Here is a 12462-nt window from a genome sequence, read left to right as displayed (position 1 = left end):
AGGCTGAGACTTCTCTGCCTGAATACGCTGGTAAATCTCTTCGCGGTGAACGGAGACCTCTTTGGGGGCGTTGACACCAATGCGTACCTGATTGCCCTTTACTCCCAGTACAGTAACCGTAACCTCATCGCCGATCATGAGGGTTTCGCCAACTCGACGAGTTAAAATAAGCATTCTTTGCTCCTTGAAAAGATTATAAAGAGTCAGGCCCCTTCATTTTCTCACCATTATCCGTCATGGGCCAAGAAAACGTAAACCCAGATGATGATTGTTCATCATCCCACTCATAGTTGTTACTAATGTTCAGTCTAGTCGATATGAGACAGCTTGCGATTTTTGTTATCACAACCAGACGGAAGGTCTGATTGGCCCCGGTTTTCCTGGGGCCGGCAAACTCCGTCTGGCTTGCGTTCGTCCGTTTCCGCAAGCCCAAGGCGCCAAAACTGTTAAAGGTTACGACGTATGTCTAAATAACATTGGTAAATAAGTTATAGCTTATCAACCACCCAGGCTTCAACGCTCTCCAGAGCCGCTGGCAGGGCCTTAACGTCACTGCCGCCGGCCTGGGCCATGTCAGGGCGACCACCGCCCTTACCGCCGACCTGACTCGCGATAAAGCCGATGAGCTCCCCTGCTTTCACCTTGCTGGTCAACGTTTTCGTCACCCCGGAGATAAGGCTAACCTTACCTTCGGCTGCCATAGCCAGAACAATAATTGCTGACCCCAACTGGTTTTTCAGGTCATCGACCATCGTACGCAGCATCTTGGGATCAACATTGTCCAGTTGAACGACCAGCAGTTTCACACCTTTCACCTCTTTCGCCTTACCTGCCAAAGAGGAACTTTCTTGTGCTGCCTGCTGCGCTTTCAACTGTTGTAATTCTTTTTCGAACGTACGCGTACGGTCGATGACAGAACGTACTTTTTCCGCCAGGTTGTTGCTATCGCCCTTAACCAGTGCGGCCACTTCCTGCAATACATCACTCTGACGATGCAGTGCGTTGATGGCATTCTCACCCGTCACGGCTTCGATACGGCGAATACCCGCAGCGGTCCCTGATTCCGACGATATTTGGAACAGGCCGATGTCGCCCGTGCGGCTGGCATGGATCCCGCCGCACAACTCTATCGAGAAGTCGCCCATCGTCAGCACACGAACATGGTCATCGTATTTTTCGCCAAAGAGCGCCATAGCGCCTTTTGATTTCGCCTCTGAAATCGCCATCACTTCGGTTTCGATCGGCAAATTGCGACGAACCTGAGCATTGACAATATCTTCAACTTGGCGAATCTGCTCCGGCTTCATAGCTTCCGTATGTGAGAAGTCGAAACGCAGATGACGGTCGTTAACCAATGAACCTTTCTGAGCGACATGCTCGCCCAGAACTTGACGAAGTGCCGCATGCAGCAGATGCGTCGCAGAGTGGTTCAGACGAATACGATCGCGACGAGCCTGGTCAACAACTGCATCCACAGTACCACTAATTTTCAGCGTACCATGACTGAGTTTACCGATATGACCAATAGCCTGACCATATTTCTGGGTGTCTTCTACCACGAAACGTGCATCGCTCGTTTTCAGTTCGCCCCGGTCCCCAACCTGACCACCGGACTCACCGTAGAATGGCGTGTTATCCAAAATGACCACGGCATCTTCACCGGCATGAATTTCATCAACCGACTGCCCTTCACGGTAAAGCGCAATAACACTGGCATTGCCAGCCGTATTTTCATAGCCGCAGAAGTCAGTGGCCGTATCGACGCGAATCTGGCTGTTATAGTCCACGCCAAAGCCGCTCGCTTCACGAGCTCGCTGGCGCTGCGCTTCCATCGCCCGCTCAAAGCCTTCTTCATCGACCTTGATGTTGCGCTCACGGCATACGTCCGCGGTTAAATCCAGCGGGAAGCCATAAGTATCGTACAGACGGAAAGCTGCCTCGCCATTCAGCGTATCGCCCTGCAGGCCATTAATCTCTTCGTCTAGCAGTGCTAATCCACGTTCCAGCGTCCGAGCGAACTGCTCTTCTTCATTCTTCAACGCCTGTTCGACCAACGCTTGCTGACGTTTCAGGTCTTCTGCAGCTGGCCCCATAACGCTAACCAGCGGCGCGACTAACTTATAGAAGAAGGTCTCTTTGGCACCCAGCATATTGCCGTGGCGAACGGCACGTCGAATGATACGACGCAGCACATAGCCGCGGTTTTCATTAGACGGCATGACACCATCTGCGATCAGGAAAGCACATGAACGGATATGGTCGGCGATTACACGCAACGATTTATTATCAAGATCATCTGTGCCAATAACTTTTGCCACGTCAGCGATTAATGTTTTGAACAGATCGATTTCGTAGTTGGAGTTCACATGCTGCAGGACGGCTGAAATACGTTCCAGCCCCATACCGGTATCTACCGAAGGCTTGGGCAGAGGCAGCATGGTGCCATCGGCCTGACGGTTGAACTGCATGAAGACCAGGTTCCAAATCTCGATGTAGCGGTCGCCGTCTTCTTCCGGAGAACCCGGAGGTCCGCCCCAGATGTGGTCGCCGTGATCGTAAAAGATCTCGGAACATGGGCCGCAAGGTCCCGTATCCCCCATCTGCCAGAAGTTATCTGATGCGTAGGGTGCGCCTTTGTTGTCGCCGATGCGAATGATGCGCTCGCGCGGAACGCCGATTTCGTCAGCCCAGATATCAAAGGCTTCGTCATCCGTCGCGTAGACGGTCACCCACAGTTTTTCTTTAGGCAGATTGAACCACTGCTCGCCGGTCAGTAATTCCCATGCGTTCCGGATAGCTTCATGCTTGAAGTAGTCGCCGAAGCTAAAGTTGCCCAGCATTTCGAAGAAAGTGTGATGACGTGCGGTATAACCTACGTTTTCGAGATCGTTATGCTTCCCGCCGGCACGCACGCAACGCTGAGACGTAGTCGCGCGCGAATAGCTACGCTTATCCAGGCCAAGGAATACATCCTTAAACTGGTTCATCCCCGCATTCGTAAATAACAGTGTTGGATCGTTATTTGGTACTAGGGAGCTACTGGGAACAATCTGGTGTCCCTTACTATGGAAAAAATCGAGAAACGCTTGACGGATCTCAGCGGTGCTCTTGCTCATAATTGTCCTGAAATCAAGCTAAAAGAATGGTCGCGGGTTCGAACCGTGCGACATACCGACGTAATCGAACCAATCACGAACTAAAAAAGTGGGGATAAGATAAATTTTCTCAGGAGGGAAGTAAAATCCCGTATGCATTCAATCTGAAAAATTCGTGTATAGAGATTGAATTTCATCATGCGAAAAACCGCGATACAAGAGGTAACGCTGAACTTTCGCTTTTTCTTTCCATTCTGAGGGGAGTGGATGACCAAACTTTCGCTCAGCGACCTGCTGAACCAATTGATACCAATCGACATCACTAAGGCGTAATGCCTCGTTTTGCGTCGATTTGTCCACGCCTTTTTGACTCAACTCGCTGCGAATTCTCTGAACGCCGTACCCCTTCCGGCTTCGGCTAGAAATGTAACGTTGAGCGAATCGTTGGTCGTCAAGCCAACCGTACTCAACGCAGTAGGCAATCGCCTGTTCGATTTCTTGAGTGATGGCAATGGAATCATCGCCGTTTTCTTCTGACGGGGAATACAAGAACGCCGCAATTTTGCGGCGTAACTCGGTTTCACTGTGGTCGCGGACCGCCAACACATTCATGGCATAACGCAATATTTTAGACATGCGTAACCTTGATAGTTGTACGGCTGCTGCTAGCTAACATAATGAACTGATTAAAAATCTTCTTTGGACTCACCGGCTGCTGCTTCGTCAAAACCCGCTTCGCTGCCGGTAGCTGCCACAGCCGACTCATTGCCTTTATTAAGCAACATGTCGCGTAGCTTTTTATCCAGCTCATTCGCAATCGCAGTGTTTTCGCGGATGAAGTTACATGCATTGGCCTTACCTTGACCAATTTTCTCACCGTTGTAGCTGTACCAAGCACCCGCCTTTTCGATCAGCTTGTGCTTAACGCCAAGGTCGACCAGTTCGCCAAAGGTGTTGATACCCTCACCGTACATGATCTGGAATTCCGCCTGTTTGAACGGCGCGGCGACTTTGTTTTTCACCACTTTCACGCGGGTTTCGCTACCCACAACTTCGTCGCCATCTTTGATAGCGCCAATACGGCGGATGTCCAATCGTACTGAAGCGTAAAATTTCAGTGCGTTACCGCCAGTCGTCGTTTCCGGGTTACCAAACATCACACCAATCTTCATACGGATCTGGTTGATGAAAATCAGCAGCGTACTGGACTGTTTTAAGTTGCCTGCCAGCTTACGCATCGCCTGGCTCATCATTCGCGCGGCCAGCCCCATGTGAGAGTCGCCGATTTCACCTTCGATTTCCGCCTTCGGCGTCAATGCAGCTACGGAGTCAACGATAATGACGTCCACTGCGCCGGAGCGCGCCAGCGCGTCACAGATTTCCAGCGCCTGTTCGCCCGTATCCGGCTGGGAACACAGCAGATTGTCGATATCAACGCCCAGTTTCTTCGCGTAGATAGGGTCCAGCGCATGTTCCGCATCTATAAAGGCACAGGTTTTGCCTTTACGCTGAGCGGCGGCAATCACCTGCAGCGTTAGCGTGGTTTTACCAGAGGATTCCGGCCCGTAGATTTCAACGATACGGCCCATAGGCAAACCGCCAACGCCCAGCGCGATATCTAGGGACAGGGAACCTGTAGAGATAGTTTCAACATCCATTGAGCGATCTTCGCCCAAACGCATGATAGAACCTTTACCGAATTGCTTTTCGATTTGACCCAGTGCTGCTGCCAGTGCCTTTTGTTTGTTCTCATCAATAGCCATTTCTACTCCTGTCTCGCAGCACGAGGCTGCATTTGCGCTGTTGCTTGTTCATGATTCACCGAACGGGTGATAGACATTATACTGTACACTCATACAGCATCAAGGTTAATTTTGCAGAAAAGTATTCAGCAGTGTTTCCAATGCAAAGTGAACCGCTTGTTGGCGGACACTGTTGCGATCGCCGTTGAACTGCACTCTGCGGACGAATCCCTTGTCTTGTCTTGCGGCGAAACCAAACCAAACGGTGCCGACCGGTTTCTCGGGGGTACCGCCATCCGGTCCGGCGACACCGCTGATAGAAATGGCGTAATCCGCCTCGGCTTTATCCAGCGCGCCTGCGGCCATTTCTTCAACAACTTCGCCGCTGACCGCGCCATACTCCGCTAGTGTTTCCGACTTGACGCCGACCAGCGCCTCTTTGGCCTGATTGCTGTAGGTCACAAAACCGTAGTCAAACCACGCGGAACTGCCCGGGACATCAGTAATCACCTTCGCCAGCCCGCCCCCTGTGCAAGACTCCGCGCAGGTCATGTGCGCGCCACGAGATTTCAATCGTTGGCCAACCTGCTCACTCAACTGAAAAATAAAATCTTCTGTCATCTATCGACTCACTATAGTAATGAAGCTGTTACCCCTCAGGGTAGCATTTCTCGCCTCAAAAAACGTGGCAAGTCCCGAAGTGCATACCGATACGCAGCAAGGATGAGAGATGCATAAAGCCTGGCAAGAATAGTCAGATCGCCGTCACCTTTTCATAAACACGATGGGGCACACTGATAGAACGATCCTGTGAACGTACATTCTGCGATACACTTGGGAATACCATTCTCTATAGCGACTTATGGCGCCGAATAAAGGAGGGACGAACGTGTCATCAACGTTCTTGAACAATATGGGCGTGAAAGGTCCTAACGCCACCCGTTTTGGCAAATCGATCGTCATAGACCAACCTGCCGGCGTGTTATTCGACCTATGGCGTAAGCCGGAGACGCTACCGGTTCTGATGAATCACTTTGCTCGAATAGACATTCTCAACGCCACGGACTCTCTCTGGCGGGTCAAAGCGCCGCTCGGTCCAAGCATAGAATGGACGGCTCGTATCGTTGAGGAACAGCCTGGTAGTTTCATCCATTGGTGTTCCCTCGCAGGCGCCCGCGTTCCCAATGAGGGTAAATTGTCTTTTCAGCCGGCACCTCAGGGAAAAGGCACCGAGGTCACGCTGACGATCTATTTCGATGCGCCCGGCGGATTTCTAGGGCGACAAATCGGCCAAATGTTCGCACTGCTTTCTAAAGAAATGCTGAACAATACCCTTCAACGCTTCAAAAAACTGGCAGAGCAGGAACCCGCGCCGCCAGCAGCCTCATCATAATCGACAGACAAAAAAAACCCGCTCGAAAGCGGGTAAATAACTACTCTCAGACAGGGATGAATAACACAACATCAACAAGGGATGGCTCTAATCTATCAACCTGAATGTATAGAACTGTCATAGGTCGGTAAGGTTGATGGCGAGGATGTAAGGTGAATTTGGCATGTTACAAACTTTCCGATTTCACTCTCCCTTTACCCAGGATGACCCGGTTTTACCAAGGATGATTTTCGAACTGCCTCATCGTTCGCCATGCACCATGTGAAGCATAACGACGGTCGCATTTATATCGCTAAGTTATTTAAAGTCGGCTAACAATAATCATTCTCACTATAAGTTTTTATTCTTTAGGTCTACAGCTATCCTCATTAGAGCGATTTAACTATCACACACTAAGGAATAGAACATGACGAAAGTTGCATTGGTAACCGGTGCGGGTCAAGGCATCGGGGAATCTATCGCCCTTCGCTTGGTTAAAGACGGATTTGCCGTAGCTATCGTGGATTACAACGGTGACAGCGCTAAAGCGGTAGCTCAGCGTATTAATGAAGCGGGTGGTAAAGCGATTGCGGTCACCGCCGACGTCTCTAACCGGGACCAGGTCTTTGCCGCCGTTGAAACTGCCAAGCAACAGCTGGGCGGCTTCGATGTCATCGTCAACAACGCAGGTATCGCGCCGAGCACGCCGATTGAAGAAATCACGCCGGAAATCGTCGATAAGGTTTACAACATTAACCTGAAAGGGGTGATTTGGGGTATTCAGGCCGCCGTCAAAGCATTCAAAGAACTGGGCCACGGCGGTAAAATCATTAACGCCTGTTCACAAGCTGGTCATATTGGTAACCCCGAACTGGCTGTCTACAGCTCCAGCAAATTCGCCGTTCGTGGTTTGACGCAAACCGCAGCACGCGACCTCGCTCCGCTGGGTATTACCGTTAACGGCTTCTGTCCCGGTATTGTGAAAACGCCGATGTGGGATGAAATCGACCGCCAAATCTCCGAAGCCGCGGGCAAACCTAAAGGCTACGGCACCGAACAATTCGCCAAACGCATTACGCTGGGCCGTCTGTCCGAACCGGAAGACGTAGCCGCCTGCGTCTCTTACCTGGCCAGCCCGGATTCCAACTATATGACCGGCCAGTCGCTGCTAATCGACGGCGGTATGGTATTTAATTAATCAACACGTAAACCCGTGATGGCAGCCTCAACTGCGCTGCCGGCTCCCTGCGTTCTCCCGTCACTCATCAAGTCAGGCGGGAGAACGCCTCTCGTCAACTCCGCGACATCCCATTCATTTTGATATTTCCTCGCAAGAACTTACCCCGGCCCAAGCCCTAAAATAGTTAGAAAGAGAACAATTATGTAGATTGATAAGCGCTATGGGTTATTGAATGCCAGGTAAAAGTCACTGAATTTACTATGAGTTTTTATTTAATACGTCAGACGCTACCCTACCCGCAATTGATTAATGATACTTATTGAAGGGATAACGGATGACAAATAAAGTCGCGCTGGTTACAGGAGCGGGTCAGGGAATTGGTGAAGCTATCGCACTTCGCCTGGTCAAAGATGGATTCGCGGTCGCTATTGTCGACTATAACGGTGAAAGCGCCAAACAAGTCGCACAGAATATCACCGCTGCCGGCGGCAAAGCCATTGCGATTACGGCGGATGTCTCTGACCGCGATCAAATCTTCGCCGCCGTCGAAACCACTGAACAGCAGCTGGGCGGTTTCGACGTGATCGTGAACAACGCCGGTATTGCGCCGCGCGGCCCGATTGAAGACATGACGTCCGAGATCATCGACCGGGTTGTGGATATCAACATCAAAGGCGTCATCTGGGGAACTCAGGCCGCGGTAAAAGCGTTCAAAAAACTGGGTCACGGCGGCAAAGTCGTCAACGCCTGTTCACAGGCGGGCCAGGTCGGCAACCCCGATATGTCCATCTACAGCGCCAGTAAATTTGCTGTGCGAGGACTGACGCAAACGACCGCACGCGATCTTGCGCCGCTGGGTATTAACGTCAATGCCTTTTGCCCCGGTATTGTCGTTACCCCGCTCTGGCAAGAATTCGACCGTAAATTCTCTGCCGCCGCAGGCCAACCGGAAGGGTATGGTACGGAGCAGTTCACCAAGCAGATAGCGCTGGGTCGTCCGTCCACGCCGGAAGACGTCGCGGCATGCGTATCTTATCTTTGTGGCCCGGACTCCGACTACATGACGGGTCAATCATTGTTGATCGACGGTGGTATGGTCTTTAAATAAGCCCCCATCATAGCCACGAAGTGGTGTTTTTCCCGCCCAGATGACCTTGTCACTGGCGGGAAATCTCTCTGCCAACACCCCGTTTTCCCCCTCTTTTTTTCGATACCTCGAAACGATTTTGCCGCAATAGCCCACCTATCAATTCAATAGAAATAACGGCCTCAAGCATAGGGTTAAAACAGGTAAAGTAATTCAGTCACGGAAAGTCACTATTTTGTTCTTCCCGGGATGATAGACCTATACGTGGCAACCCGGTCAGGCCTGAAAAGAGGGAAAAAGGATACGCCCAGGGAAAGACAGAGCATCAGGCGGCAGTAGACCGTGGTTTGTCGAAAATCAGCACAACGGACTCGACGGCAATACACCCCTTATTGTTGAACATCGCAAGGAAGAAGAGGCAAATTATGAGCAATATACCCGCAACGCATCGTGGCGCCGGCTGGAAAAAAACGCTGGTCGCCGTATCATCACTCGTCGTGTTTCAATCGGCATTCGCCGATACCTTGACCCGCGACAACGGCGCCCCGGTGGGCGATAACCAGAACTCGCAAACCGCGGGTCCCAACGGCCCGGTTCTTCTTCAGGACGTCCAACTGCTACAAAAGCTGCAGCGTTTTGACCGCGAACGTATCCCGGAACGCGTCGTTCACGCTAGAGGAACCGGCGCGCACGGTCAGTTTACCGCTACGGACGACATTTCCGACCTCACGGTCGCGGAGGTATTCAAAAAAGGAACGCATACCCCCGTATTCGTTCGTTTTTCCAGCGTCGTGCATGGCACCCACTCCCCGGAAACGTTGCGTGATCCCCGCGGTTTCGCCACCAAATTCTACACCACGCAGGGTAACTGGGATTTAGTCGGCAACAACTTCCCCACCTTCTTTATTCGAGACGCCATCAAGTTTCCCGATATGGTGCATGCGTTTAAGCCAGACCCGCGCACCAATCAGGATAACGATGCACGTCGCTTCGACTTCTTCTCCCACCTGCCGGAATCCACCCGTACGCTGACGTTGCTCTACTCCAACGAGGGTACACCAGCGACTTACCGGAATATGGATGGTAACGGCGTCCACGCCTACAAACTGATTAACGCCAAAGGTGAAGTTCACTACGTGAAGTTCCACTGGAAAACGTTGCAGGGAATGAAGAATCTGGATCCCAAACAGGTTGAAGAAGTGCAAGGCAAGGATTACAGCCATATGACCAATGATTTGGTCAGCGCTATCCAGCGCGGCGACTATCCGAAGTGGGATCTTTACGTTCAGGTGTTGACGCCGGAAGATCTGCAAAAGTTCGACTTCAATCCGCTGGATGCCACCAAAATCTGGCCTGACGTCCCTGAACGCAAAATCGGACAGATGGTTCTGAACAAAAACCCGGATAACTTCTTCCAGGAAACCGAGCAGGTCGCGATGGCACCCGCGAATCTGGTTCCCGGTATCGAAGCATCTGAGGACAAACTGCTGCAGGGCCGACTCTTCGCGTATGCCGATACCCAGTTATATCGGGTAGGCACGACGGGGCTGAGCCTACCGATCAATGCGCCGCTTAAAGCCGTCAATAACGGCAATCAGGACGGGACATTGAACCACGGCCACACCAAGGATGAGGGGGTGAACTATCAGCCCAGCCGACTGCATCCGCGTGAAGAGCTGGTGTCCGCTCGTTATAGCCAAACTCAGCTGAATGGGACGACACAGCAAAGCAAAATCCAGAAGGAGCAGAACTTCAAGCAAACGGGCGAACTGTACCGCTCTTATAGCGAAAAAGATCGCACCGATCTGGTCAACAGCCTGGGTTCAGCCTTGGGAACGGCGGACGTAGAAAGCAGAAACGTCATGCTGTCTTACTTCTATAAAGCCGATCAGGAGTATGGCTCACGACTGACGAAGATCGCCAAAGGCGATTTGACGAAGGTGAAGAGTCTGGCCGCTAAACTGAGCGACTAATGATGCCCGGCCGCCCGTCGAGATCTCTGCGGGCGGCCACTCATTTCAGGGGATACCATCATGAAACGTCTATTATCGCTCGTTACGGGCCTGTTGATGCTAATTGGCCTTGCGCAGGCTCAACCGCCGGAAGACGCCGGAAACGTACAGTCGCAGTTAAACCATTATCTGTGGGATGCCGCCCGAAATGGCGAGCTGCCCGTCATCACCGAGTTCATTCGCTCGGGTTACAACCTGAATATGCAGGATGAAAAAGGGTATACCGCCGTGATACTCGCGGCCTATCACGGCCACGATGATGCCGTCGCACTCATGCTGAAACACGGGGCCGACCCTTGTTTGAAGGACAAACGCGGTAATACCGCGCTGATGGGCGCCGTATTCAAAGGAGAACTGCGCATCGCCAGACGGCTACTTGCCGCTGAATGCAACCCGGACGAGCGTAACAACGCAGGACAGACGGCGGCCATGTATGCTGCCTTGTTCAAACGCACCGAGCTGCTGCACGATTTGCAGCGAAAAGGGGCCGATATGAGCACAAAAGATGCTATGGGAAACAGTGTTACCACGCTTGAACGCGGTGACGTGAAAGGGCAGTAACCCCCCTCCCCCGGCGGCCTGACTATTGGCCGCTGCTTCCCACAAAGTCCTAACGCCTGTCGCCTCATCGCGATGTCCCCTTCACACTTCACGACCAACGGCCCCTGCAAATATTGATGCCCATGACGGTGCCGGTTTCATCACCTTCTGCAAGCAGGCGCGTGATTTTCATTTCCGAAGGCTTTGACGTCGTTAAAACGAGTGCGCTACCGTCAATGTTTTACCATCCACGTATTTGCAGGATAACGTCACTCCCTCCGATTACGGCTATCCATGAATACACACTCTGGAGCTATCGCCATGACGCTTGAGCCCGGTATCGACGCACTCGTTCGGGACTTCATCCATGCAGGCCGCCCGTCAGCAAGAAACCAATCTATTGACGATCGCAGAGCGGGGTACATCGCCGCAGCCAGCCTGTCGGGCGCGAGTGAAACACGCGTCAGTGTGGAGGAGCGGACATTGCAGGGGTTGTCTCTGCGGATCTACTCGCCGCTCCAGGCAACGTCGAATTCCCCCGCCATCGTTTATTATCATGGCGGCTGCTTCGTGAGCGGCGGCTTTGCCACTCACGACAACACACTGCGCCAGCTGGCGTATCACAGCCGGTGTCGCGTTATTGCCGTCCAGTATCGGCTCGCGCCGGAGCATCGTTATCCTGCCGCCCACGACGATGCTTTCCAGACATTCTGTCTTATTCAGAAGCAAGCGAAGTCGTTGCAAGTCGATGCCGCTAACCTGGTGTTGATGGGAGACAGCGCTGGCGGCCATTTGGCTTTCATCACCGCGTTACGGATACGAGATCGCGGGGGCCTTCAGCCTCGCGGACAGGTGTTGATTTACCCCATGTTGGATGCCACCGCGCGCGGTGACACGTACCGGACCCATGGCGACGACTTCATTATCACTCGCGATACGCTGCTCAGCGGCTATGAGGCTTACTTCGCTTCATCTGAGTACTGTCATCCTGAAGCCAGTCCCTTGTGGCGGCCTGACCTGAACGATCTTCCCCAAACGCTGATTATCACGGCGGAGTACGACCCCCTGCGTGATGAGGGAGAGCAACTGTATCGCACGCTGGTGGAGACGGGCGTGAGCGTACAATGCAAACGCTATCTGGGCGTCATTCATGGATTTTTCCAGCTCGGGGGAATTAGCCAGGCGGCACGAGACGTCATGCAGGATATCGCATCCAGCGTCAGGCTGAGGGTAAATACAGAAGAGGATTAGGGAGGGAGCGTACAGCACGCGGGGAACTCGTTGTCGGCTGATCAGCGATTCTATGCCGGGAAAGGGTCTCAATACGGGTCATGACAGGCACATTGAATAAGTGCTTGGGCCGAATAGTACAGTCAATAACCGCGTGGATGCTTTAACCAGGGTCTGGGGTCTGGGGTCTGGGGTCTGGGGTCT

11 protein-coding genes are annotated in these 12462 nt (G+C 52.4%); 6 read left to right on the top strand and 5 right to left on the bottom strand.

What is annotated here, in order from left to right; all coding sequences use genetic code 11:
• The 5 genes from csrA to pncC form a co-directional block, all read right to left on the bottom strand.
• On the bottom strand, positions 1-174 hold a 174-nt coding region (gene csrA, locus AU511_RS15820), incomplete at its 3' end, for a carbon storage regulator CsrA (protein WP_016674325.1).
• Between the two features lie 314 nt (positions 175-488).
• A complete protein-coding gene (gene alaS, locus AU511_RS15815; protein WP_094110254.1) occupies positions 489-3116 on the bottom strand; it encodes an alanine--tRNA ligase in 2628 nt (875 codons plus the stop codon).
• A gap of 138 nt (positions 3117-3254) precedes the next feature.
• Positions 3255-3731 (bottom strand): regulatory protein RecX, encoded by a 477-nt coding sequence (locus tag AU511_RS15810; RefSeq protein WP_094110253.1) that lies wholly within the window; start codon positions 3729-3731, stop codon positions 3255-3257.
• A gap of 50 nt (positions 3732-3781) precedes the next feature.
• Entirely contained in the window at positions 3782-4858 is a 1077-nt protein-coding gene (recA, locus tag AU511_RS15805; protein WP_094101698.1) for a recombinase RecA, read from the bottom strand.
• A gap of 105 nt (positions 4859-4963) precedes the next feature.
• The gene (gene pncC, locus AU511_RS15800) at positions 4964-5458 is read right to left on the bottom strand and encodes a nicotinamide-nucleotide amidase (RefSeq protein WP_094110252.1); all 495 of its coding nucleotides are present in this window, start codon (positions 5456-5458) and stop codon (positions 4964-4966) included.
• 268 nt (positions 5459-5726) lie between these two features.
• Here pncC and AU511_RS15795 point away from each other — a divergent pair, with 268 nt between their 5' ends.
• From AU511_RS15795 to AU511_RS15770, 6 genes are all read left to right on the top strand, one after another.
• Positions 5727-6230, top strand: a complete 504-nt coding sequence (locus AU511_RS15795) for an SRPBCC family protein (RefSeq protein ID WP_420843466.1) — start codon at positions 5727-5729, stop codon at positions 6228-6230.
• Positions 6231-6636: 406 nt separating this feature from the next.
• The gene (locus tag AU511_RS15790; RefSeq protein ID WP_094101701.1) at positions 6637-7407 is read left to right on the top strand and encodes a (S)-acetoin forming diacetyl reductase; all 771 of its coding nucleotides are present in this window, start codon (positions 6637-6639) and stop codon (positions 7405-7407) included.
• Positions 7408-7723: 316 nt separating this feature from the next.
• On the top strand, positions 7724-8497 hold the full coding sequence (locus AU511_RS15785; protein ID WP_094101702.1) for a (S)-acetoin forming diacetyl reductase: 774 nt from the start codon (positions 7724-7726) through the stop codon (positions 8495-8497).
• Between the two features lie 404 nt (positions 8498-8901).
• Positions 8902-10449, top strand: coding sequence for a catalase (locus AU511_RS15780; RefSeq protein ID WP_094110250.1), 1548 nt, complete (start codon positions 8902-8904; stop codon positions 10447-10449).
• A 60-nt stretch (positions 10450-10509) separates the two neighbouring features.
• The gene (locus AU511_RS15775) at positions 10510-11049 is read left to right on the top strand and encodes an ankyrin repeat domain-containing protein (RefSeq protein WP_094110249.1); all 540 of its coding nucleotides are present in this window, start codon (positions 10510-10512) and stop codon (positions 11047-11049) included.
• A 300-nt stretch (positions 11050-11349) separates the two neighbouring features.
• Positions 11350-12279, top strand: coding sequence for an alpha/beta hydrolase (locus AU511_RS15770; RefSeq protein WP_094110248.1), 930 nt, complete (start codon positions 11350-11352; stop codon positions 12277-12279).
• The last annotated feature ends 183 nt before the right edge of the window (positions 12280-12462 follow it).

It is taken from the genome of Lonsdalea iberica (assembly GCF_002111585.1).
GTDB lineage: Bacteria > Pseudomonadota > Gammaproteobacteria > Enterobacterales > Enterobacteriaceae > Lonsdalea > Lonsdalea iberica.
The sequence above is the reverse complement of the archived record's forward strand: the minus strand, read 5'-3'. Positions and strand labels throughout refer to the sequence as shown.

Bases quoted from the DNA above. Each gene is read 5' to 3' on its own strand.
- AU511_RS15775 (WP_094110249.1), top strand. From the start codon at position 10,510: ATGAAACGTCTATTATCGCTCGTTACGGGCCTGTTGATGCTAATTGGC.
- AU511_RS15770 (WP_094110248.1), top strand. From the start codon at position 11,350: ATGACGCTTGAGCCCGGTATCGACGCACTCGTTCGGGACTTCATCCAT.
- AU511_RS15785 (WP_094101702.1), top strand. From the start codon at position 7,724: ATGACAAATAAAGTCGCGCTGGTTACAGGAGCGGGTCAGGGAATTGGT.
- AU511_RS15790 (WP_094101701.1), top strand. From the start codon at position 6,637: ATGACGAAAGTTGCATTGGTAACCGGTGCGGGTCAAGGCATCGGGGAA.
- AU511_RS15780 (WP_094110250.1), top strand. From the start codon at position 8,902: ATGAGCAATATACCCGCAACGCATCGTGGCGCCGGCTGGAAAAAAACG.
- recA (WP_094101698.1), bottom strand. From the start codon at position 4,858: ATGGCTATTGATGAGAACAAACAAAAGGCACTGGCAGCAGCACTGGGT.
- AU511_RS15810 (WP_094110253.1), bottom strand. From the start codon at position 3,731: ATGTCTAAAATATTGCGTTATGCCATGAATGTGTTGGCGGTCCGCGAC.
- alaS (WP_094110254.1), bottom strand. From the start codon at position 3,116: ATGAGCAAGAGCACCGCTGAGATCCGTCAAGCGTTTCTCGATTTTTTC.
- pncC (WP_094110252.1), bottom strand. From the start codon at position 5,458: ATGACAGAAGATTTTATTTTTCAGTTGAGTGAGCAGGTTGGCCAACGA.